This is a genomic window from Corynebacterium kutscheri (assembly GCF_000980835.1).
GTDB classification, from domain to species: Bacteria; Actinomycetota; Actinomycetes; order Mycobacteriales; family Mycobacteriaceae; genus Corynebacterium; species Corynebacterium kutscheri.
Window position 1 is genome coordinate 54910 of sequence record NZ_CP011312.1, and the last position, 22352, is coordinate 77261.

Here is a 22352-nt window from a genome sequence, read left to right on the forward strand (position 1 = left end):
TTGAATACAGGATTTAACATGATTGTTATCTATGACAGTAATAGCTTTTCCATAGATAAATTTCTCATATTAATGAGGTAGTTAATTTTATTAATACTAAAAATATATGATTTATGGTGCTTATAACTATCGCTATGGATTAGATCACAGCTAGAAGTTATTGAATATTATTGATTTTTTGGAACGCAATTGGGGGTAGTGTGTTGAGCCTTGCCTAATTGGTAGTAGACTGTTTGGATTTGTTTGCAAGAGGGGCATATTTTATTCATCATTGAGTGACAATAATATTCTTTATATTCAGTGAATAAAATTGCTCAATTGGTCTGATATATGTGTCTTATGAACCTACTTTTGATAATGAAATATTGGTGGGATGTGCTGGGTGACGTTTTGTTACCCAGCTAATTGCTATCAATAGAAAAGTACTGTTCAGATACAGTTTTAAGTAAAAATTTTGTGAGAAAAATGGATAATTCTTAGTTATTTTTCGATCAATCCATGTACCCGTGGTGTGGCTTCTTTTTTAAATTTTCCAGTTATTTTTTAAACAACTGGGTTAAAAAATATTACCAAATAACTGCCATGAAAAGCAGTTATTAAGTCTTGCGTCCAATCTGGCAATCGTGATCAATTGTTAAAAATTCACTCCGGAATATCTGTGAAAAACCTTGAATATTACTAAAAAGAAAATATGAATTTTATTTACTTTATTTAAAATATTGGTTTTATAAATGAGACACACTTACTGTGTGGGTGATGAAAGGTGAGCTTGGCATCTGATCGTGTTTATTTGCGGCCACGTGGGGAGTACTTAAGACTTTTAGCTTTCTTGAGTGAAGCTGATGGTTTTCAATGTTAAACACATAAGGGGTAGGAAATTAAACGCTGTTCAACACTTATATTAAGGTCTAAGGGTAAGCATTGAACAGCGTTTAATTATGCTTTCTAAGGAGCACCCATGAGCAATATTCTTGAACTAGCCCGAAAAAAAGTTCTTGAACAAGGAAAAGGACTGAATAAAGACGAAATTTTGGCGGTTTTACAACTAGAAGACAAAAAAATTCCTGAACTTCTTGAGCTTGCCCATCAGGTACGCCTTGCTTGGTGTGGCGAAGAAATCGAGGTAGAAGGCATTATCTCGTTAAAAACTGGTGGTTGCCCAGAAGATTGCCATTTTTGTTCTCAATCGGGACTTTTTGAATCACCAGTACGCAGCGCGTGGCTTGATATTGCTGGTTTGGTGGAAGCAGCTAAACAAACTCAAAAATCTGGGGCAACCGAGTTCTGTATTGTGGCCGCGGTGAAAGGACCAGATGAGCGGTTGATGTCTCAGGTTGAGCAAGCAGCTCAGGCAATTAAAGCCGAGGTGGATATCGAAGTTGCTGCGTCGATAGGCATTTTAACCCAAGAACAAGTAGATCGACTTAAAGCAGTAGGAATTCACCGTTACAACCATAATTTGGAAACAGCACGAAGCTTTTTTCCTCATGTAGTAAGCACGCACACATGGGAATCACGACGAGAAACTCTGCGCATGATTGCTGAAGCTGGAATCGAAGTATGCTCCGGTGGCATCCTTGGTATGGGAGAAAGCCTAGAACAACGAGCCGAATTTGCTGCTGAACTGGCTGAACTTGACCCGCAGGAAGTACCGATGAACTTCCTTGATCCGCGCCCTGGCACCCCATTTGCGGATAAAGAAGTGATGGCAACAGAGGATGCCCTGCGTGTAGTCGGTGCCTTCCGGCTTGCACTACCACACACTATTTTGCGCTTTGCTGGTGGCCGCGAACTTACTTTAGGTGATCTCGGTACTGAGCAAGGCCTGCTTGGTGGAATTAATGCAGTGATTGTGGGCAACTACTTAACTACTTTGGGTCGCCCTATGGAAGATGATCTCGATATGTTAGGTAAATTGCGCCTGCCCATTAAAGCCTTAAATGTGAGCGTATAAAAGTGATTGAACAGGAGTTGTTAAGCGCAGTCCTTTCCGGACAACAGCCGCTTTTTCATCCCAATACCGGACAAGAAGTAACCGATGATGTTGTGGTGAAACTATCGCCATCGGCACAAGCTGGTTTGGAAGCACCACGGTTTTGCCAGTTATGTGGCCGTCGGATGGTCGTTCAGGTGCGCCCGGATGGTTGGTTGGCGAAATGTTCCCGCCATGGTGAATTAGATTCGGTGTACTTGGGACGTCGATAAGCGGGTATGTGATCTAACTGGTGGCCATACAATAGCGACCGCTAGCACGAGGAAACTAAGCAACACATAGGAATTGCCCACAATGTGTTGCCAAGAGTGCCATGCGGTCGCTGCATTTCGTGCAGGTGAGAGTAACCAATGCGTGCTGGCTAAACTGATAAAGCCAACAATTGCTGCCCACCACCAGCAATAAGAAGCAGCCACAATAGTAAGCGGTACCAGCCATACCCAGTGATGCGACCAACTCACCGGCGAACATAGTAATGCCACCAAAGAGTTCAGTACAACAAGCTCCGGGGCGTGGGTGCGCATACGCCACATTGCCAGCGCAATAATCAAGCCAATTAACGCTGCTAAAGGAAGCCACACAGACTGTGCCGTATCAGCTCCGATAAGACGTACCAACATGCCACGTAATGACTGGTTACCGGAATAGATTAACCCACCAATGCGGTTGGGATCAGAAATAGTGCTTGTCCAATATAAATAAGAATCTTCCCAGCGAATAACTGCTGCGATAGTGGTATAGAACAAGAAAGAAACAATAGTTGCCGCACAAGCTTTCCACTGACAACGGAAAAGAAAAAACAACACAAATACTGCTGGGGTGAGCTTAATTGCCGCTGCCAGGCCAATAAGTGCTCCCTGGAATGGACGTGCCCAGGATGGGCGCGGTGCAATTGTATCGGCAATTACTAATGCCATAAGCATAATATTGATTTGCCCAAACGATAGTGTTTGCCGAACTGGTTCAAAAAGCAAAAGAATGGGCATAAGCCACAAGGCCAGTAGTTTCGGACTATCTGTGCCGGTAGCACGCAACATTTGTACAGCTACCCACCAGAGCAAAATAATAGATACCGCGGTAAGAGCCATAGCAGAGACAACCGTATTAGTTATGGCCATAGGGGCAAAAAGCATGGCTGCCAGTGGGGGATAGGTAAAAGGCAAACTAAAACCATTGACCGAAAAACGCTGGGTATACAGTGGTTTGCCCAAAAGAAATGCCTTGCCACCTTCGTAATAAACATCGGCATCGATGTGGTAATACCACCCCAAAGAGCCATTATTAATGATGAACCAATAGCTAGCGATAATCAGTGTCGCTAGAAACGCACACCAAGAAATACGGCGGGTATAGGGCAAAACAGCATCAGGAATATACACGTGTGATCTTTACTTGAATTGTATGGGCAGCTAACTAGTTGGTTTTTAGATAAAAGCTACTAGAGATAAAACGAACTATAAGAAATACCTAGTATAAGCAGTCAGCGTAAACACTGGTTGTACTAGTTGTGGTGGGTATAAGCAGATAGTGGTGTGGACAGACAAAACACTAAAAACAATAGCGGAGGAATAAAAGCTAATGAAAGAAACTACTGGTGCATCGAAAAACACTATGTCTAACAGCTTTATAGAGAATTCCGTAGCAAGCAATGCATCTCTAGTAGGTGCAAGTGCCGCTATAAAACATGCTCATGCCAGCGCGTTGCGCTCTATCAGTAGAGTAGTTGAAGAAACCACTATTCCCACGAAACAAGAAATCGCGGTAAAAGAAATAGCAGCACAATTGCGGGAAAAGTCGGTGCTTGTGCTTACTGGAGCAGGAATTTCTACTGATTCTGGGATCCCTGATTATCGAGGCCCAAATGGTTCTTTAACCAGACATCGCCCCATGACCTATCAGGAATTTCGTCATGATAAACAGGCATTACACCGTTATTGGGCGCGAGCTTTTGTTGGTTGGCGGCAAATGGCTCAGGCGCAACCTAATAATGGACATCTCTTTTTAGCCGAACTGGAACGCGCCGGGATGATCCATGCGATTATTACCCAGAATGTCGATGGTTTGCATACCCGTGCTGGATCGAAAAATGTGGTGGCGATCCATGGGGATATGTCGTTGATAGTGTGTTTGGATTGTGGGCAAAAAGAAACTCGCACTGACTATGAACAGCGTGCCATCAAACATAACCCTGGTTATCTTGAATCCATCAAGTTTGATCCTGCGATGGTTAATCCCGATGGCGATGTGTACCTTTCCGAGGAAACCGTAGCCAGATTCAACCTCATTGGGTGCACACATTGTGGATCATTGATGCTTAAACCCGATGTAGTTTATTTTGGGGAACCGGTACCTAGTACTACTAAACGCAAGGTGGCACAGCTTTTAAAACAATCTTCATCAGTACTGGTGATCGGCTCATCTTTGGCAGTGATGAGCGGTATGCGCATTATTATCGACGCCCAAAAGCAAGGCAAGAAAGTAGCCGTTATTAACGGTGGTCCAGGGCGCGCTGATACTAGGGCAGATATTGTCTGGCGTAGCTCAATAACAGCTGCTTTTAGTCAACTTAAAGAAGAATTATCGTTGTAGACTGTCGTTTTATGCTTATCGACGTCTACTCATTTGGATTGCTAGGTAGTTTCGATAGTAGTTGCTTTGTCATTGTATTGATTAATCTCTTCCAGAATAAGTGCTCGCACTCGGGCATCTTTGGGCATATCTTCGTGCATCACTACAGCAAAGTGGTGACGGTCTTGAATAAAGATATTATGAACATTCTCACCTGCTAAAAAGCAGGATTCAGGGGGAGAAATTACTACGTCAGATTTAGTAGCAATACAGCTGTAATAGACATTATTGAGGGTTTCGGCGTGGGTATTGAGCTCTTCAATTAACGGACTATTATCAAGCAACTCAAAACCAGAAGGGCCAAACCACGTGTCGATAATATTGTCAATAAACCGTCCGCCTTGGGCAGTGCGTGTTAGTGAACTAATGATCCCGCCAGGGGTAGTCCCGTGGTTGGGTACCGCAAGACAGACTAGGTGGTGAGTTTTTTGTGCCCCACCTAGGTGATGCATCCAGAATCGAGCAAGCACCCCGCCTTGGGAGTGTCCAACAAGAATAACTTTTTCCGCCCCGGTGACTTGTAATACTGCATCAATATAAGCAGCTATCTGAGCAGCGGATTCGGCTACTGGTTGGGTGGAGCGATTCCCAAAATCTGGTGCCCATACTGCGTAGCCAGCCTGACGCAGATCAGCGCCCAGATCCTTCCAATCAGATTTAGTGACCCCAGTTCCATGAATCAAAATAACTGGGTAAGGATGGCTGCGAGTAGGACGTGCCCGCCAATCATCTTCAAAAATTCCGCTGGTTGGAATTCGAGCAAGATAAGGCAGCGGGGTAGACGTTATCTGCTTTTCGACGTTTTTGGCACTCGAGTTGGTTTTTCTTGTGGTGGGGTTAGGCGTTGGCTGGTCATCCATGTTTTCCAGAATAGTCTTAAAAAGTTATTGCAGGTAGCCTGCAATAATTACTGATAGAATCTGATGACATATCAACTGTTAGTGCTAAGAAAAGTGCTAACGTTAAAAAATTTTTCTTCAAGAAAGTGAAACGATATGTCTTTGACTGCGGCTCAGGTTATAGAAAACCGTCGCGCTACGCGCAAATATAAGGATCAAGATATCTCTGATGATGTTCTCCAGCGCGTCTTGGATCTCACCTGTGCAGCACCATCTGCATTTAATGCTCAGCGTGCCGATGTTGTTGCAGTACGTGACCAAAATATTAAAGATGCTATTTTTGCAGCTTCTGGCCAACAACAACACAAAAATGCACCGGTGGTGCTTGTTTTCCTAGCACGCACGGATGTTCCAGATGATTTAGAAACTATTCTTCCTGCTGAGCGTGCTACATGGGTGGGACAATTCTTTGCCACTCTCGATGCGGCTAGTTTGCGGGAAACCGCTATCAAAGATGCCATGATATTGGGTAGTTTTTCCTTAATCGCCGCTGCGAGTGAAGGCCTGGCTACCTCACCGACTACCGGATATGACGCAGAGGCTGTGCGTAATGCAATTGGCGCGCCAGAAAATCGCGCCGTGGCTTTTGTGGTTGCACTGGGTTATCCCGATGAAAACCCAGCACATCCGGGTCGACAAGCTGATCGCCAAATTATTAATCATTACTAATTTTTGCTGATAATAGGCCAGGTGGTGTGAGTATAATGTGGAGAAACGAAAGGACAGCTTGAGATGAGCACACCCACTATTATTTCCATTAACGGACATACCCCAAAAATTCACGCCACCGCCTTCATTGCACCTAATGCAACAATTATTGGCGATGTAGTAATCGGTGCTCATTCTTCGGTGTTTTATGGCTGTGTGCTCCGGGGCGATATTGCTCCAATCCGTATTGGCCAGCGCACTAATATCCAGGATAATTCGGTTATGCACGTCGATGAGGATGCACCTTGTATTCTCGGTGATGATGTCACAGTAGGCCATATGGCACTTGTTCATGGCGCTACAGTTGGCGACGGAGTGCTGGTGGGTATGAAATCTACCTTGTTATCGCATAGTGTCATTGGTCGTGGTTCGCTTATTGCTGCTGGTGCAGTTGTACTTGAGCACCAAGAAATCCCAGAAAAGTCTTTAGCTGCTGGCGTACCGGCTAAAGTTCGTCGAGAGTTATCCGATGCTCAATCGCAAGCCTTTATTCCGCATGCAGCCAAATATGTTGCTACTGCTGAGCTATATCATAAGCAAGCTCAGCGTGTTGATCTAGCACAGGTACGCTTCGAATAACGCTGATAGAAATAAATACTTAAGCGACCCTTAACCATTAAGTTCTGGGGTCGCTTAAGTAATATGTTGGTTTACTCTAGTGGGTCGGTAAGCACAGACATGCGTTTTGCCATGCTTAGCGGATCGTAGATAAGACGATCCATACCCACTGCGCGAGCGGCTGCACGAGCATTATCCTTGTGGGTCGGAATAACCCGTAACTCGATATTGCGGTGTTGAGTCCGTTTGAGAGCTTGGCTAATAGCTTGCGCATCTGTCGAGGAAGCAAAGGCAGAACCAGCGAAAACAATGATATTGGGGTTTACTTCATTGGCAAGTTTCACTGCGGTATCACCTAGGGTATCGAGTTGATCGAAGATGACTGTTTCTACCCCATAACGACCAGTAACTGCCGCGCCAACAGAATCATCGACGTAGAAAATCAAAACCCGATGGGATCGACTTGGTGTTTGTAGCTGCTGTTCAGCGCCAGCAATTGCACTGACCACGCTAGAGACTGTGATGGGAACATTAATATGCTGGCGGATACGTGCTGCAAGATTAAATTGATCCCAACCTAGATTGTCTGCTGTAACAATCCCTTCCGGAGTAACCTCACCGGATGTGGACACACCCAGTGAAGAAAGTGGCCGCCCGATAATAGTGACAATAGAGTTAATTGCAGTGACCAGATGGTTAATAAACTCTGTGGGAGAGATCTTAGCGACGGTAAGATCCATCATGTGCTCGCGTATTACTTGACCGCGGGTGGTGTACGCACCAATATAAGTAGATTTTGTACCAATGGCTACACCGATTTGAACCCAGGGAGTTTGGGAAAATTCGACCGGTATGGTTGGTCTGCCTGGTCCTTGCGTAGTGGCAAGATCTGGGCGTTCCTGGATAAGTTCAGCAGTAAGTAATGCGGTAATTGCGCGGGTGATAGTTGGTTGAGATTTGTGGGAATGCTCCATTAAAAAAGCCCGAGAAACCGGCTGATGGTGACGGATAAGATGTAGACACACAGCAGCAGGTGAAGACGGACGACGGAACGCTAGCTGACCGCTGAGTTGGGACATATTTACTAATATAGCCCACCCAACTTAAGTTTTCCCGGTTTTCTATAGATAGACCAATTTAAGCATTATTCCTGCTTCTAGGTAACGTAACAGTCCATTTGTGAAAATATGGACAATGGAACGTCGAAAAGCAAGGTCTTGTTGCAATTATATTGTCAAGCAAAAGTTAGAGACGTGCTACCGGGGAAACTAGACTAATAACAAAAAGAAAGTACACTTGCCAATCATGACTGACAGAACGCCTTCACTTCTCGATGCTTCGTGCGAGTCTTTCGTTATGGATCTTGCAGCCATATCACCGACTCAAGCAACTGCCTGGGGAATTGCTGGCTATGACCACGAATTACAAGATTTTAGCCCCGAATACTGGGAACGAGTTGCTGACCGCACCCGTGAAATGCTCGCTGATGTCGATGCCTTTGATGATGGCACCGACGAATCCGATGATGATGAAGACTTCGATGAAGTAGATCTGGTCACCGCAGAAGTACTCCGTGACCGCCTATGCTTGGATCTCAGCCTGCATCACGCCGGAGAAAACCTGCGCCAACTGAATAACATTGCCTCGCCAGTACAAGAAATCCGTGACACCTTTTTGCTCATGGATAAAAACAACCTGGCAGCCATTGAATCCCGATTAGCTCAGGTAGAAAAAGCATTAGCTGGTTACCGGGAATCGCTTGCCGAATCGGCTAGCCATGGCAAAGTCGCAGCATCCAGACAAATTGATGCAGTGATTGATCAGTGCATGGCGCTGACTGAAAACAACTCCATGCTTGACGATCTTGGGGTTGCTGCTGACAATACCGCTTTGTTAGCAGCGAAAAAAGCCTTTTTTGATATGGCCGAATGGCTCGGTGAACATCTTTTACCAGTGGCTACACCAGAAGATGCCGTCGGTCGCGATCGCTACGAGCGTTTCTCCCACCTTTTTGTTGGTGATGTAGTTGACCTAGACGAAGCCTATGCGTGGGGTCTAGACCGGTTAGCAAGCATCATTGCAGAGCAAGAAACCATTGCCAGCCAGCTTTATGGACCGGAAACCTCAGTTCGCACGGCAATGAAAAAACTTAACGAGGAGCCGCGCTACCTTATCGAAGGTACTGACGCACTCAAGCGTTGGATGCAAGATACCGCTAATCAGGCAATTAGTGATCTTAATGGCACACATTTTGATATTCCAGAGCCTATGCTCACCTGTGAAGCCATGATTGATCCGGCTGGAACCGGCGGAATTTTCTACACCCCACCTTCAGATGATTTCGCCCGTCCAGGACGTATGTGGTGGTCGGTACCCGAAGGCCAAACCACTTTCCATACTTGGCAAGAACTCACCACGGTCTACCACGAGTCTGTCCCAGGGCACCACTTGCAATGCGGTCAAGCCATTGCTGAGCGTGACGGGCTTAATATGTGGCGTCGATTAGCATGCTGGAACTCCGGCCACGGTGAAGGCTGGGCACTGTATGCTGAACAGCTTATGGCAGAACTTGGCTATCATGATGATCCCGGTACCCGCATGGGAATGTTGGATGCACAGCGGTTAAGAGCTGCCCGAGTGGTACTTGATATCGGAGTGCACTTGGGTAAGAAAATCCCTGATGGTCAAGGAATTTGGGATGCATCCTATGCCCGGCACTTCCTTCGGGAAAATTCAGCCATGGATGAAGCTAACCTGATCTTTGAACTTGATCGTTATCTTGGTTGGCCAGGGCAGGCACCAAGTTATGCGTTAGGTCAGCGTCTTTGGCAACAATTGCGTGACGACGCACTCGAACAGGGACAAACCTTAAAAGGATTCCACTCCCGAGCACTTGCTCTAGGATCTATCCCGATGTCGATTGTGCGCGATCAGATTCTTGACTAAAAACTCCTAAACTCCTGGCCAGTTCCTTGCACGTAGATAGTAACAGCTGGCCAGGAGTTTTTATTGGGCTCATTAACCAATGAGTAAGAAAATAAGACCGAGCAAGGGGAAAATACCCTGTTTGCTGGCCGCAGAACGTTTATCCGGAGACGTAATAAAAAGTACTAGTGCGGCGCCAAGCATACTGCCCAGACCGGCAACAATAAGGGCAGGGTGGGAAAATACTACCCCCGCTAGGGCAATAAGTGCTAGAAAAAGATTATAAAACCCTTGGTTAAACGCCATTTCTTTGGTTTGTGCAGCAGATTCTTCGGTGGTTCCAAAAACGCTACGAGCGCGTGTTGTCCAAGCAAAAGATTCGAGATAGAAAATAAAAATATGTAGCAATGATGCTAAGACGGTAAAGATCGTGGTGATGATGGTCATGCTGGCTTATACTAGCTCCATGCCTGAGAATCAGCCATTGAACCAGCATATATCCTTTAATTTGTACAAAGGGTCGCGTCTTCTTCAACGCATGTACCGGGCATACCTTGACCAGTGGGGCATTACCTACTTGCAGTATCTAGTGCTTATCTGCCTATGGGAACATGATGGTCAAAATATTAGTGAGCTTTCCCAAGCGTTAGATCTTGACTCGGGCACGCTATCACCAGTGCTCAAACGCATGGAAAAAGAAGAATTTGTTACCCGAAAGCATGACAGAAGTGATTTCCGGAAAATCTTTTTCTACCTCACCAATAAAGCGAAAAAATTAGAGAACCGAGCTGCCCGCATGCATGAAGAAACCACCCAGTTGATTGGTTTTGATGAAAAAGATATGAACGATCTGCAACGCATCATAGGAAAAATTCATCCACTTAGCTAGCAGATCCAAGAAGCATAGAGAAAAATCTAGGCTAGTGGGCAGGATCGTTGCTCATAGCCTGGCTTAGTGCGTGAACCGGTACTTCGGGTGGAAGTTGGCTGCGCTCAAAGCGATCTTCTTGAGGGCTACGCACCACGCGTGCTGGATTACCTACCGCAATAGTATGAGCTGGGATATCTTTAGTAACCACAGATCCGGCACCGATCACCGCATAATCACCAATGCTTACCCCAGGTAGAACCGTAACTCCAGCACCTAGCCACACGCCGACACCAATATGAATAGGATGTGCTATTTCCCAACCACCATCGCGCATTTCAGTATCATCAACGGGGTGGGTGACCGTAATAAACTGACAATTTGGGCCGATCATAGCGCGATTGCTGATATGTACCGCGGCGGTATCTAAAATAGTGACCCCATAATTGATAAAAACACCCTCACCGATATAAGTATTTACACCATACTCAATGGTCATTGGCTGTTTAATGATGCAGGAACCAGAACCTGGTGCCAGGATTTTACTTAGTAACGCCTGCTTTTCTTTTGTAGCACTAGGGCGAAGGTGGTTGTAGTCATAAACCAATTCGGCAGTGCGTGCAGTTACTTCGCTAATTTCTGGTGCGAAGGGCAGATGCCATTTTTCTTCTCGCTGATCTTGAAGAGAAGAATACGTCCATGCATTAAAGCTCATAGTTGTCTGAGTATAGAGTGAACTTGGGTAATGGGTGGCGTTTATTTAGCATTACAACTGCTAAGTTTATCTCTGGTGATGCTGATGATTATTTCGCGGGTAGGACAGGGAAACCAACCTATCGGAATTGAGGAAAAATGAGTTTATCTCTTCGAAAAATTAACAGTAATAACCTTAGGCTTTATTGCTACTTCTATAGCCACTACGGTAACTGCAGCTGCTACCGAAATGCCTATGACCTATTTGCTAATTAATGAGAAGTTACCGAATTGGCACTAGGTCAAAGCGCAGGATTTGCTGAAGGTGAAGTCATCAAGATTCTCTTCGAAGAATCCGAAGGCCGCACTACAGAAGCTGCCGCTGATAACCATGGCTACCGTTCCAGCATAGAATTGCCTATGTGTCTCAAACGGAGAAAGGACTCATTATCTAAAAACCATAAAGGCGATCTAGAAAAGCCAAAAAGAAGCGAATAACTTCGTTTTCAGATCCGGTGACAATCACGCTGAAAAATACTGCAAAACAACAAGACAATACAAGCAAAACAGTGCATATAACACTAACTGGACTTCAAAATGACATCGAATTCTATGCTAAGTAAAAGCTCAAATCCAAACACCGACATCTGGTGTTTTATCACCAAATTTCTCAGCGCGCACGACTCACTACCAGCAGCGAAGCGCAAGTATCAGGAAGCAGTAGAACGTGTTAGAGAGTCGTACAACGTTCTTTTAGCATCAGAACAGGCTTATATGGAAGGCAGTCCAGAGCCGCTTTTTACTCTCCTTACTGATGAAATTGTTGGATTTGGAGACAAATTGACGGATGTGGAGAAAGAAAATTATGCCCTTTTCATTTTCACGACCATTGTTGAAGTACCAGAAGCTGAAGAAGATCAAGAAGAAGACCCGATAAGGGATGTTGCTGCAAAGCTAGAGCTCGATGCCGAAGACCCTTTTCCTTCGGTTTTTCCTAGCCGTACCCGGTCAATTTGGGTGAGTGAAAGTGGGAGAGAATCGTCTCACTGCATTAGTCAATAGAGCCGAACTCTAAAAATAACGCGAATTTTTCCAATCGTGTACTAGGGTTCTTATTACCATGCGGGATTCGTCGTAACGCTTATCGACGAGTTATATAAGCGATGCGACTATGATAAATGATCATGCAGGAAGTAGAAGTCGCTATCCGCGATGAAAAAATCAAACTCGGCCAGTTTATTAAACTCGCCAACCTGGTAGAAACCGGTGGAGCGGCGAAAGAAGTTATCGCCGCTGGCGAGGTAAGCGTAAACGGAAATGTGGATATGCGTCGAGGAAAAACACTCTATCCAGGTGATTTAGTTTGTATTGGTAAGAGTTGTGCGCGGGTAATTGCTGCTGATGATAGCGAGGATGACTACTTCGATGAAGCAACCGCTGATGATGATTTTGATCCAGAAGTATGGAGGAACATGTAAATGCCCGCTTTCCAAGCCGATACTGGCATGCCTTATTGGATCGATCTGACCAGCACTGATATTCGTAAATCGAGCCATTTCTACGCTGAACTTTTAGGCTGGGAGATCGAAGAAAAAGCCAGCGAATACCGCATCGCACGGGTTCAAGGCCTACCAGTGGCAGGGTTTGTTGCCCGCCCGGAAGCAGACAATCAACCCGATACCTGGGTTACCTATTTTCTTAGCGGCGATATTAATGCCGACTGCACAAAAATCACCGAGCTTGGCGGGCGCGTGCTTAGCGAACCTATGAGCGTTGAGCTCGGCCATATGGCAGTAGCGGTAGATAATGCCGGTGCGCTTTTTGGTCTTATCCAACCCGCCGGTGAAGATTCTTTTATCGCTGCTGGTGAGCCTGGCACCCCAGTGTGGCATGAATTAAGTGCCACTATTAACTATGAGCAGGTTACCGAGTTTTATGCCGAACTTTTCCAATGGTCAACCGCTGAACTCGGTGAGGTATACACCACCGCGCTTATCGACGGAGCCGCCTTCGCTGGAATCTTTGATGCCGAAGGCAATTTTCCACCACAGGTACCTAGTTTTTGGCAGTCCTATCTCGGCGTAGCTGATATTGAAACTGCGTGTGCACGTGCTGTGGAGCTAGGTGGCGAAATAATCCGTCAACCATGGGATTCGGAGTTTGGTCGTTTGTCGGTTATCGCTGACTCGACCGGTGCCACAGTTACCTTGTGTGAAGTAGATGAACCGGTACTAGAAGAAATCAGTGAATCTGATCCACTAGAAGGTATTGATCTCAGCCAGTGGTCATAACCTATGACCACTCAACGAGCAGCTAAGCAGAAAAACGGTAACCTGCCAGTGGATGTAGAGCTAACGCTAGAACTAGATGATCTCACCGAAAGAGTTCTAGCACTCGTTGATGAGGTACCACATGGTACTGCAGTTTCTTATGGCTATATCGCCCAGCAAGCCGGCTGCAGTCCACGTCAGGTTGGCCGCATTATGCGCACTCATGGGCATCTGTGTCCTTGGTGGCGAGTAGTGCGTGCTGATGGTAGCTGCGCAGTCGCAGAAAAAGCACGAGGTTATTGGGATAAAGAAAATATTGCCTATTTAGGAAACCGCGTGCAGCAGGTTATTAGGTCACCACAGCAGTAGTTTCACACAATATAAGTTTTAATCTGCAAGTTGGTTAAAGAATTCAGCCACATCTTTGACTCGTTTCCGTGCCTGTTCAGGAGTAGAAAGGCGGTGCTCAGAGATATATTCCACAATCTGAGCATCACTATGTGCTGTGCTTTCCACCCACGGATAGCGGCTAGCAATTTGATCATTGCTGGCATATTGCACGAGTCGGGCAGGAAGTGGCGCAGTGGTGTCAAAAGCTACCTCGCCGCGAATCGCTTCCGGGAGCATTGACAGATCAAGATGAGGAAACGTGAGTGCTAGAGCGTCGAAAAGCGAAGCAGAAAGTACCGCTAATGCTGCTCCAGAAGAATAACCCCAGGAAAAAAGCTGGCTCGGGTTTTGTTCACGTACCCAGTTAGCTGCTTGGTTAACCGATTCAATAACCTCGGCAAGGTTGGCTTGCGGAACCAGTGGATAATCAAGGTCAAGAATTGTGGTACCTGATAGCTCGGCAACTGCTGCTACTTCTGGTCGCCAGGCATTTTCTAGCGCTACGCCGGAGCCTTTCCACCATCCGCCTGGATGTAAAGAAATCGCCCAGTTGCCATTGGTTTGGGAGGGATGAAAGATCTGTGCGGCAAGAGTGGGATGATCTTCGACCGTGATCTGACCGGGAAAAGCCACTCCTGGCATAGCGTGATCAACAGCCGCCCCCAACATAATCATGGCCGCATGGGTAATACGATCTGGCAGCATCGCATCATAGGTATCAATAGCAACAATATCGCTGGGCTGATCAGACCACGGTGGATTTTTTTCCGGCTGCGTGTAGTGGGCATAAATATAGGAGGCTAATTGCTCTAATTGCTGGTCACGGGGCAATTCACGGTCAATACCGCCGACTTGAAACTCAGCACGCATGCGCTGTTCTAACTCATGTTCTTTACTATTTGTCATAGCTTCCATGGTACCTAAGCGGCACTATGCGTAACGACGACCTCTGCTTAGCGTGAAATCATATGCATAAGGACACCCGCAGGTGCCCTTATGCTTTGTGTTCGAGTAGTTTATTATCTACTCATTACCAAATGGTGACGCGCTTATCCTCGTCGATCCAGAGTGGTGAACCCTCTGCTATATCGAAGGCTTCGTAGAGTTCAGCAATATTGCCGGCAATAACATTGCACCTAAACTCGGCTGGAGAGTGCGGATCAATCGCTAAATACTGCGCAGCTAACTCTGGACGCGCCTTAGTCCGCCAGACTCGCGCCCAGCTTAAGAAGAGACGCTGCAAGCCATTGTACTCATGCTTTTCCAGCTCAGGATCGGCATTATCGACGCTAAACGGCAGTACCGGAGAGGTCTCGAAGGTTAAACCACGATCGGCAAGATAGTTGCGATAAGCCACCACTGCAATCCCTAGTCCACCGAGGTCACCAATATTTTCGCCTAAGGTAAAGCGGCCATTAACCCCGGTAGTTTCGATGTCGGTATCAGCAAGTGCGGTAGGAATAAGACCCTCAAATTGGTTAACCAATTTGCCAGTTAGCTCTTCAAAGGTGTGCTGATCTTGCTCCGACCACCATGACTGTAGGTTGCCATTGCCGTCGTACTGCGAACCTTGGTCATCAAGGCCGTGGCCAATTTCGTGACCAATAACAGCACCAATGGCACCAAAGTTCTCTGCCGCATCAATACCGTGCTCATAGAAAGGTGGGCGCAGGATGGCTGCCGGGAAAGTGATGTCGTTATTAACCGGGTTATAGAAGGCATTGACGGTTTGTGGGGTAGCGAACCACTCGCTGCTATCGGCAGGTTTGCCAATTTTTGCAAGCTCATAATCGTGAATGAACTCATTACCTCGGCGGGCATTAGCAATGAGTTGATCGCCAGTAGCGGAAAAATCAAGCCCCTCATAGGAACGCCATTTATCCGGGTAACCGATCTTGGAACTAAATAGAGCTAGTTTTTCTAATGCCTTTTCTTTAGTGGTATCGGTCATCCACGGCAGCTGGCGTACGCGTTCGTTATACGCAGCAAGTAAGTAATCCACTAGCGAAAGCATGTCAGTTTTTGCTTCCGGGGAGAAATATTTGGCTACGTAGAGCTGGCCGATTTCATCACCAACAAAGCTTTCCGCCACACCAAGTGCGCGCTTCCAACGATCCCGTTGCTCTGTGGCACCCGATAGGGCAGTTCCGTAGAACTCAAAGTTTGCTAAGGAAATCTCTGGACTGAGCATGCCTGCGCGTTCATTAAGCACCAGCCACTTAGCCCATAGTTGCAGATCTGCAAGTGAGGTGTTGGCAAAGACTTCCTCAATGCCGGCAACGAAAGTAGGGTTGCGCACAATAATAAGCGATTCAGGTACCTGAGCCGCACGTAGGAAAGTAGCAGTAGCAGCTGGTAGATCAGCAAACTGGGTAGGGTTGTAGCTCTTTTTAGCATCGCGGGCTTCTACCACATCGACGTGGTGTTGGGCGATAGCTTTTTCCACAGCGACGATTTTTTCTGCCGCTTCTGATGGGCTAATCCCTAGTTGTTGAGGGGAAAGAAATTCAAGCATACGGGCAATATGTGCCTGATAAGCAGCAAGTAGTTCTGCTTTTGACTCGTCTCGGTAGTAGGCCTCGTCAGGAAGCCCCAAGCCATCTTGGGTGACATAAGCTACTGCATTAGGCGTATCACCAGCATCTTTAGCTACCCAGAACCCTAAGAATCCACTGATGCCGGTGCGATTAAGTTGACCAAGTCCGGTGTAAAACTCTTCCAGAGTGCTAGCAGCGTCGATAAGCGCAAAATCTGTATCTAAAACACTGGTTCCGGCTTGCTCAATACCGTCGATATCCATAAATGAGGCATAGAGTTTGCCAGCTAAAGAATCAGGATTGTCTTGGACAAGAGTGTGCACATGCTCTTCGGCGTCATCACGCAGAGTATGGAAAGTGCCGTCAATGCCACGATCGGCGGGAATAACATGGGAGTCCAGCCATGGGCCATTAACAAAACGATAAAGATCGGTAAGCGCAATAGTCATATAACAACCTTAGCGGGTTAGCCGAGAGCTAAATAATAGATGGTGTGGATAAGGTGTAGCTTTTGGTTGTTAGATAATGGTTATAGCTCACTTCTGGTCAGTAACGTATGGTGCTGAGTGCATTGTCGTGGGATTTATTGTTTGGGCGTACTTTATTTTCTACTTCTTATGGTTTCACGTGGTGATTTACCCGCAAAAAATAAAAGTTTTCTTTCGGTTTATCTCAGCTAGTGTGGTGGAAAGAATGCGATTGTGCAGAGAAAAGTAAAGCTAAAATAAGAATCGTCGCAAAGAAAGAAACGTATAAAATTATGGTGAATTTAAAAAAATATCGAGCCAAACCTGCTGTAAAAAATTTTTATGCAGCAGTGTTTATTCTTATTGCACTGGCTTTATTAGCTTTGCCCATGGTGCCGGCAACTACCTTGCCACCACGGCAAACAAATATTCAGGAAGTAGCTTTTATTTCTCAAGATAAGAGCATAGTAGTTCCTATTCATGACGAAAATGATCTACCAGTGCTTTGTGATAAACAGATCGCGTTGGGTTTTCTTGATGAATACGATTGTTCTGGAACCTCGGTGCATATAGGAATTATTGAAAGTGGAACTGACCCGCAGCGCACCTTAGCGCGCGCATTGCGTGGCCACAACCAAATCACTGGGGTTGCTGAATTTGATGTTTACCAAGTAGATGACGTTTATTTTTATAGTAGAGGTGCTCATTCACGAGAATCTGATAGCAAAGATCTGGTGGCTATTACCCAACCTCAAGAACTTGATAATGCTTCCTATACTTACTATTTCTTCGTTTCCGGGGAGTATGCATACGATGTGGCAGCATTGGTTTTTCATACCCTTGGTGTTGACCCACCAGCTTTAACACAGCCACAACAGCCAGCAATTGAGGATATACCCGATGGCATACTCGATAGCTTGAAAGATAAAGAGGAACTAAGCGCATGAAAAAGTACTCGATAGTAAAAATTTTTTTGTACTTCATGCTGGCAATAGGTGTGCCTCTGGCCATGTTGCTTGTCTTTGGCCTTAATTTCTTCTTTTCCCCAATAGGTTCCTTCATCGGAATATGGTTTATGGCAGCGTACGCCTGTTTCTTTATTTTTCTGTTTAGAATTACCCCGGTGTGGCCGAAAGCCGGTTGGGGTTGGCTTATGGCAGCTTTGGGCTGGGGCGGCTGCGTCAGTTTGATAGTGGTAACGATCTTTGCAGAACCGGTGCTAACGGTTGTGAGTATTTTGAATTGGGAAGCAGTCACTGCTTCTTTTGCCGGCGCTTACCCGGAAGAGATTACTAAAGCTATTGGCGTGGTATTGATTCTATTGAGTTTTAAAAAGCTTGATCGCCCCTGGCATGGTTTTGTAGTAGGCGCAATGGTCGGGGCCGGTTTTGAAGTAGTTGAGAACTTTTCCTATGGCGTTGTCGGTGCAATTACAGACCCTAATTCTGATTTAGATGGCGCAGTTACTCTGTGGATGCTGCGAATATTAGTAGGACCTGGTTTACACGTGTTGCTATCTGCGATAGCCGGCTTCGGTATTGGTTATGCCCTGCTAGGACAATTGCCTTCTCAGCTTGCCCGGATTGTATTAAGCGCTGGTTGTTTATTTGTTTCCTTTAGTCTGCATTTCACCTGGAATCTGCAACAAGATGTTATTCCCTATGCCAATTTTATTATTGCCGGTATTTTTGGCTACTCGCTGTTTTTCTGGATCTGGTTTAAATGCAGTCAAGCGGCGAAAGCAGATCGACCGCTTTTGGTTACAACGAAGCCACTAACTCGCTTACCCCTTGAGATTGTTCCGGGTTCGTATTAATCGCTGTTTCGATGACCTGACCAATTGTGATTCCACTTGGTTCAGTCTTGGTTAAGCTAGCAGCACTTAGTGCACAGGCGCTGATAATAATTCCGAGCGCAATGATGATTCTTTGCTGCATGATGAGTCCTTTGGTGGTTAAGCAGGTTGTTCTACCATCATGGCTAGTCAAGCTGGGTACTTACTGTACGTAGCGGAGAAGCAGACTGAATGCGCTCGTAAAGTTTCGCCGTGAAGTACTACTAGAAACAGTACAAATAGCTATAGCGCCCGTATGGCTGAAGCATTTCAGCCATACGGGCGCTTTTATTTTATGCGTCTTATTCCGTGGTGATATTCATTTTCCCTGGATACCAGAGTCCAGAGCGAGTAATAACCTCGGTATCAATGTCGGCTAGTTCTGGATCTTGCCCTAAAGAGTTTGGACGTGGATTAAATACCTCAATGGAACCCCAGTCGCGTAGCCAATCATTTTTTAGATAACTAGGCAACTCATAGGAGTAATTCACGGCCTCAGCAGTACCCATGACGCCGCCGCCAGCATAATCCTGGAATGGGGTACCAGTAGATTTGCCACCGGCATCCGGAGTGATGCGGTACTCAGGAATTTCATCGACACCTGCATAGTGGCCAAAGGGACGCTGGCACGGGAACTGCAGTGGTACGGACCAGTCCAATAACACAGGAACCTCAGAGCCGACCACATTATTCAAGCTATCGAGAGTCGGCACACGTGGCGGGGTAAAAACAATCCACTGCTCTGGATCTAAGCTGGAGTCGATAGCATGGATACGCACTACATTCGCCTCATCAGGCAAGGAATCTAGTGGTAGTCGTAGGTTACGCCATTCTGGTGAGGAACTAATATCGTCCATTAAGGTCTCACCTAGCATAGTGACCGATCCATTCGCATTACGACGACCATACTCCAAAACCAAAGACTGTCCCGATTGATGCACGCCATTGATGTCATAGCGTTCGATACGTCCTGCCGCAGAGACAACTAATAGCGGGGTGTCAGTCGTGTATTGCTGAGGAAGCTGGTACCAGTCGGTCGTGATCTCAGCATAGTTTTGTGCCCCGGCAGTATAAGAACCAATAACTGGTACCTTGCGATAATCCAAGCCGAAAGGCAGGCGGTTTACTGAGCCATTAATGCCGGCGTCGCTACGCACACCGCCGGAATTGGAATCAGCGGCATCGGAATCGGTGCCTACTGCGTCGGCAAGCTGGGAGCTAGAGCTGGCAGTATTAGGAATATCGCTGGTAATGGAATACGGAATGTTATTTGGGTCAAATCCGCGATGTTCATCTACCTCTAAGGATTCACCGAGTGAAGAGTGAAGCGGAGTGAGGAAGGAATCGTTGGAATTGGTTTCTACCAATACATCATTAGCTAATGCACAGGTATCTCCGGTTAAGGCTCGCACATTGCCCAATCCCACCGAATAATTTGGGTATTGGGAGGCAAAGGCCTTAGCAAAAGAAGCCATATTAAACAGCACCACGAGTACTGCGGCAATAGCAATAGGTGCTGAGGCTAACCCCACCCACTTATTGGCACCGGTGTGCTGGGTGACTTTAGTACCTTCGCGTTCGGCGCGGGCAAGTTCTACATCACGTTTAAAGGAGAGAATCACACCACAACCGAGGATTAGCAGTGAAATAATTAGTACTACAGTCGATGCTTCGATGCCTTTCAGCTGAATAGTTTTATCGAACCAAGGAATACCGTAGCTAGAGGTGTACCACCAGCCATTAGGTCCGGCAAGAACAAAGGCCATAACAAAGACCATGCCGCCGATCATAAGCACGCGGGTGCGTGCCGAACGCAGTGCTACTATCGATAAGGCCACTGCGGCTAGACCTGCTACGGCAGCACCGATACCAGCGAAGACACCAAAATGGTGTGTCCACTTGGTGGGGGTGAACATAAAGAAGAAGAAGGTGCCTAAGGTCATCAACACTAAACGCAGTGCTGGACCTTTATCTGAACCAGGTACTTTTTTATTTTGCAGCATGGAAGCGAGCACGATAATAAGTGAGACCACCATGAACATGAAGGCAAAACGACGAGCAAAAGAGCCATCGACGGTTTGTTTCATCAGCGTTTCATAGCGAGCAAATTCCTCATACCAAGCTAGTGCGGGACCTTTTGCACTGCGTACGGAGGTGGATTCTAAAACAGTCATTAAGGTTTGATCACCAAAGACTGCAATAAGAACCGAAGTACCTGCCGCAAAGAAAGGCAAAAGTAGTGCTGCCCAAGCAACCCAGCTACTGACTGAACCCAGAAGCGGAATGCGTCGATACGCAATACGAATAATCGAGCCAAGACAAGCAAGTAACCCTGCTACGGCCATAAGACCAGTTGGCCCACATGCCAAGGTGAAAGCGGCGATCATTGTTCCTACCGCAGCCGGTAGCAAACGATCGGTGGCAATAGCTCGTTCAAAAGATGCCCAAGCAAGCAGCGAACCAAAAGCAATAATCGGCTCTGGACGCAAGCCATTGTTATAAGCCATCCAAAAAGCCAGGAACATAAAAGCAGTTGTCCACTGCGCTACTCGACGACCAGCGATTTTCTCTCCCAGACGTGGCAGTACCTCACGGGAGAGAATAAACCAGGTGCCAATGGTAGCCAGCAACATAGGTACTCGCATCCAGATTGAAGCGGTAGAAACCTTGGCAAAAAGCGCTAGCAAATCATAATAGGGGGCACCGAAAGGTGATTCTGGTACGCCCAGCCAGCGGTAATAGTTGGCCATATAATCAGAATCTGCGCTGGCACGTGCCATGGTTAAAATAAAACCGTCATCGGAAGTATTAGCACCCAGGAAATACCAGAAGGCAATAATTGCGAGCACAATGCCATCAAGCAGGCTAATCCGGAAGCGACCCGGTGCCATTAACCGAATATTGCCTTTGCCATCAAGACGGTCAATTCGGTAAATGCAATACAATGCACAGAGGGTCAGCACACCGCCTAAATACATTGCAAGATATTTGAACACTGTAGGCGAAGAAGTAAAACGAGAATTAATCTCTATCGAAACATGAAGCCCGCCAGCAGCAAGCGCTGTTGAGTCATTGAGTTCGGTATACACGCCAGTGACCATGGGGCGCACATCTTTATCAATGCTGCCTGTGAACGAATCCACCATAGCGGTGGTTTCATTCAGAGTAGACGTGATTTCTAGATCAGCATCAGCTGGCAGGCTTGCTACATCGTCTTCGCTCAGTTCCAAAAGCACATTATCGCGTACCACAACGCTTAACCCACCATCACGGCTTAATACAAATAACCCACGGCTGGTGGCATCTTCGCTGTCTTGAGGTAGCGTACCGACGACCAAATGCTGATTATCGCGTAGCTGAGCTAACGAGCTAATCGGTACCGTTGCTGTTAAAGACTGTGGTGAATAGCTTTTTAAGGGCGCGTTAACACTGTTAACAGACCCATTTTGTGGCCAATTGATAGTAGATTGCACCTGATTGACCGGAAAAAAAGGTAGCAGCAGGAATAGCAGCATTCCCAACAAGCCACTTATTAGTGCTGCGCGGACAAACCACGGCTTTTTATCGGAGACAGATGTAGAC

Annotated in this window: 22 protein-coding genes; 13 read left to right on the forward strand and 9 right to left on the reverse strand. The window is 46.5% G+C overall.

The features are described from left to right. Positions 1-958 precede the first annotated feature (958 nt). Together bioB and bsaP are read left to right on the forward strand one after the other, a co-directional pair. Positions 959-1954, forward strand: a complete 996-nt coding sequence (gene bioB, locus UL82_RS00225; protein WP_046438295.1) for a biotin synthase BioB — start codon at positions 959-961, stop codon at positions 1952-1954. After that, a complete protein-coding gene (bsaP, locus tag UL82_RS10735) occupies positions 1951-2205 on the forward strand; it encodes a biotin synthase auxiliary protein BsaP (protein ID WP_083966361.1) in 255 nt (84 codons plus the stop codon). Before bioB ends, bsaP begins: the two co-directional genes overlap by 4 nt. Here the strand turns inward: bsaP and UL82_RS00235 are convergent. Next, positions 2176-3372: a glycosyltransferase 87 family protein gene (locus tag UL82_RS00235; protein WP_052735826.1), complete on the reverse strand. Its 1197-nt coding sequence runs from the start codon at positions 3370-3372 to the stop codon at positions 2176-2178. The two genes, bsaP and UL82_RS00235, sit on opposite strands and share 30 nt — an antisense overlap. Positions 3373-3571: 199 nt before the next feature. On the opposite strand from UL82_RS00235, the gene UL82_RS00240 reads away from it, so the two are divergent. Next, positions 3572-4582, forward strand: coding sequence for a Sir2 family NAD-dependent protein deacetylase (locus UL82_RS00240; RefSeq protein ID WP_232009494.1), 1011 nt, complete (start codon positions 3572-3574; stop codon positions 4580-4582). Between the two features lie 41 nt (positions 4583-4623). Here the strand turns inward: UL82_RS00240 and UL82_RS00245 are convergent, their stop codons facing one another. Then, positions 4624-5481, reverse strand: a complete 858-nt coding sequence (locus UL82_RS00245; protein WP_083966362.1) for a lipase family alpha/beta hydrolase — start codon at positions 5479-5481, stop codon at positions 4624-4626. Positions 5482-5616: 135 nt separating this feature from the next. On the opposite strand from UL82_RS00245, the gene UL82_RS00250 reads away from it, so the two are divergent. Beyond that, positions 5617-6189 carry a nitroreductase family protein gene (locus UL82_RS00250; protein ID WP_046438297.1) on the forward strand — a complete coding sequence of 191 codons (573 nt, stop codon included), beginning with the start codon at positions 5617-5619 and terminating at the stop codon, positions 6187-6189. A 63-nt stretch (positions 6190-6252) separates the two neighbouring features. Beyond that, a complete protein-coding gene (locus UL82_RS00255) occupies positions 6253-6807 on the forward strand; it encodes a gamma carbonic anhydrase family protein (protein ID WP_046438299.1) in 555 nt (184 codons plus the stop codon). Between the two features lie 71 nt (positions 6808-6878). Here the strand turns inward: UL82_RS00255 and UL82_RS00260 are convergent, their stop codons facing one another. After that, a complete protein-coding gene (locus UL82_RS00260; protein WP_046438301.1) occupies positions 6879-7865 on the reverse strand; it encodes an ROK family protein in 987 nt (328 codons plus the stop codon). Between the two features lie 226 nt (positions 7866-8091). Between UL82_RS00260 and UL82_RS00265 the strand changes: the two genes are divergently transcribed. Further along, complete coding sequence (locus tag UL82_RS00265) at positions 8092-9732, forward strand: DUF885 domain-containing protein (RefSeq protein WP_046438302.1); 1641 nt, start codon at positions 8092-8094, stop codon at positions 9730-9732. Positions 9733-9804: 72 nt separating this feature from the next. On the opposite strand, the gene UL82_RS00270 is transcribed toward UL82_RS00265, so the two are convergent. Continuing rightward, positions 9805-10158, reverse strand: coding sequence for a DUF1304 domain-containing protein (locus tag UL82_RS00270; RefSeq protein WP_046438304.1), 354 nt, complete (start codon positions 10156-10158; stop codon positions 9805-9807). 19 nt (positions 10159-10177) lie between these two features. Here UL82_RS00270 and UL82_RS00275 point away from each other — a divergent pair, with 19 nt between their 5' ends. Continuing rightward, the gene (locus UL82_RS00275; RefSeq protein ID WP_046440992.1) at positions 10178-10600 is read left to right on the forward strand and encodes a MarR family winged helix-turn-helix transcriptional regulator; all 423 of its coding nucleotides are present in this window, start codon (positions 10178-10180) and stop codon (positions 10598-10600) included. A 31-nt stretch (positions 10601-10631) separates the two neighbouring features. Here UL82_RS00275 and UL82_RS00280 read toward each other — a convergent pair whose 3' ends face one another. Then, positions 10632-11294: a sugar O-acetyltransferase gene (locus UL82_RS00280; RefSeq protein WP_046438306.1), complete on the reverse strand. Its 663-nt coding sequence runs from the start codon at positions 11292-11294 to the stop codon at positions 10632-10634. A 575-nt stretch (positions 11295-11869) separates the two neighbouring features. Here UL82_RS00280 and UL82_RS00285 point away from each other — a divergent pair. From UL82_RS00285 to UL82_RS00300, 4 genes are all read left to right on the forward strand, one after another. Further along, a complete protein-coding gene (locus UL82_RS00285; RefSeq protein WP_232009495.1) occupies positions 11870-12334 on the forward strand; it encodes a hypothetical protein in 465 nt (154 codons plus the stop codon). 122 nt (positions 12335-12456) lie between these two features. Further along, a complete protein-coding gene (locus UL82_RS00290; protein WP_046440996.1) occupies positions 12457-12750 on the forward strand; it encodes an RNA-binding S4 domain-containing protein in 294 nt (97 codons plus the stop codon). Next, a complete protein-coding gene (locus UL82_RS00295; RefSeq protein ID WP_046438307.1) occupies positions 12751-13563 on the forward strand; it encodes a VOC family protein in 813 nt (270 codons plus the stop codon). A 3-nt stretch (positions 13564-13566) separates the two neighbouring features. Next, on the forward strand, positions 13567-13911 hold the full coding sequence (locus UL82_RS00300; protein WP_083966363.1) for an MGMT family protein: 345 nt from the start codon (positions 13567-13569) through the stop codon (positions 13909-13911). Between the two features lie 18 nt (positions 13912-13929). Here UL82_RS00300 and UL82_RS00305 read toward each other — a convergent pair whose 3' ends face one another. Both UL82_RS00305 and UL82_RS00310 read right to left on the reverse strand, forming a co-directional pair. Further along, complete coding sequence (locus UL82_RS00305) at positions 13930-14838, reverse strand: alpha/beta hydrolase (RefSeq protein WP_046441000.1); 909 nt, start codon at positions 14836-14838, stop codon at positions 13930-13932. Between the two features lie 124 nt (positions 14839-14962). Further along, complete coding sequence (locus UL82_RS00310; protein ID WP_046438309.1) at positions 14963-16918, reverse strand: M13 family metallopeptidase; 1956 nt, start codon at positions 16916-16918, stop codon at positions 14963-14965. Between the two features lie 311 nt (positions 16919-17229). Here UL82_RS00310 and UL82_RS00315 point away from each other — a divergent pair, with 311 nt between their 5' ends. Continuing rightward, positions 17230-17883 (forward strand): hypothetical protein, encoded by a 654-nt coding sequence (locus tag UL82_RS00315; protein ID WP_046438310.1) that lies wholly within the window; start codon positions 17230-17232, stop codon positions 17881-17883. Continuing rightward, on the forward strand, positions 17880-18752 hold the full coding sequence (locus UL82_RS00320; protein WP_046438312.1) for a PrsW family intramembrane metalloprotease: 873 nt from the start codon (positions 17880-17882) through the stop codon (positions 18750-18752). Before UL82_RS00315 ends, UL82_RS00320 begins: the two co-directional genes overlap by 4 nt. On the opposite strand, the gene UL82_RS11120 is transcribed toward UL82_RS00320, so the two are convergent. Continuing rightward, a complete protein-coding gene (locus UL82_RS11120; protein WP_158407816.1) occupies positions 18697-18873 on the reverse strand; it encodes a hypothetical protein in 177 nt (58 codons plus the stop codon). The genes UL82_RS00320 and UL82_RS11120 overlap by 56 nt on opposite strands. 199 nt (positions 18874-19072) lie before the next feature. Next, the gene (locus UL82_RS00325; RefSeq protein WP_083966364.1) at positions 19073-22285 is read right to left on the reverse strand and encodes an arabinosyltransferase domain-containing protein; all 3213 of its coding nucleotides are present in this window, start codon (positions 22283-22285) and stop codon (positions 19073-19075) included. Positions 22286-22352 lie beyond the last annotated feature (67 nt).

Coding starts and splice junctions, on each gene's coding strand:
- UL82_RS00315 (WP_046438310.1), top strand. CDS start 17,230: ATGGTGAATTTAAAAAAATATCGAGCCAAACCTGCTGTAAAAAATTTT.
- UL82_RS00290 (WP_046440996.1), top strand. CDS start 12,457: ATGCAGGAAGTAGAAGTCGCTATCCGCGATGAAAAAATCAAACTCGGC.
- UL82_RS00265 (WP_046438302.1), top strand. CDS start 8,092: ATGACTGACAGAACGCCTTCACTTCTCGATGCTTCGTGCGAGTCTTTC.
- bioB (WP_046438295.1), top strand. CDS start 959: ATGAGCAATATTCTTGAACTAGCCCGAAAAAAAGTTCTTGAACAAGGA.
- UL82_RS00245 (WP_083966362.1), bottom strand. CDS start 5,481: ATGGATGACCAGCCAACGCCTAACCCCACCACAAGAAAAACCAACTCG.
- UL82_RS00280 (WP_046438306.1), bottom strand. CDS start 11,294: ATGAGCTTTAATGCATGGACGTATTCTTCTCTTCAAGATCAGCGAGAA.
- UL82_RS00285 (WP_232009495.1), top strand. CDS start 11,870: ATGACATCGAATTCTATGCTAAGTAAAAGCTCAAATCCAAACACCGAC.
- UL82_RS00325 (WP_083966364.1), bottom strand. CDS start 22,285: ATGCTGCTATTCCTGCTGCTACCTTTTTTTCCGGTCAATCAGGTGCAA.
- UL82_RS00255 (WP_046438299.1), top strand. CDS start 6,253: ATGAGCACACCCACTATTATTTCCATTAACGGACATACCCCAAAAATT.
- UL82_RS00240 (WP_232009494.1), top strand. CDS start 3,572: ATGAAAGAAACTACTGGTGCATCGAAAAACACTATGTCTAACAGCTTT.
- UL82_RS00260 (WP_046438301.1), bottom strand. CDS start 7,865: ATGTCCCAACTCAGCGGTCAGCTAGCGTTCCGTCGTCCGTCTTCACCT.
- UL82_RS00275 (WP_046440992.1), top strand. CDS start 10,178: ATGCCTGAGAATCAGCCATTGAACCAGCATATATCCTTTAATTTGTAC.
- UL82_RS00310 (WP_046438309.1), bottom strand. CDS start 16,918: ATGACTATTGCGCTTACCGATCTTTATCGTTTTGTTAATGGCCCATGG.
- UL82_RS00300 (WP_083966363.1), top strand. CDS start 13,567: ATGACCACTCAACGAGCAGCTAAGCAGAAAAACGGTAACCTGCCAGTG.
- UL82_RS00305 (WP_046441000.1), bottom strand. CDS start 14,838: ATGACAAATAGTAAAGAACATGAGTTAGAACAGCGCATGCGTGCTGAG.
- UL82_RS00270 (WP_046438304.1), bottom strand. CDS start 10,158: ATGACCATCATCACCACGATCTTTACCGTCTTAGCATCATTGCTACAT.
- UL82_RS00250 (WP_046438297.1), top strand. CDS start 5,617: ATGTCTTTGACTGCGGCTCAGGTTATAGAAAACCGTCGCGCTACGCGC.
- UL82_RS11120 (WP_158407816.1), bottom strand. CDS start 18,873: ATGCAGCAAAGAATCATCATTGCGCTCGGAATTATTATCAGCGCCTGT.
- UL82_RS00295 (WP_046438307.1), top strand. CDS start 12,751: ATGCCCGCTTTCCAAGCCGATACTGGCATGCCTTATTGGATCGATCTG.
- UL82_RS00320 (WP_046438312.1), top strand. CDS start 17,880: ATGAAAAAGTACTCGATAGTAAAAATTTTTTTGTACTTCATGCTGGCA.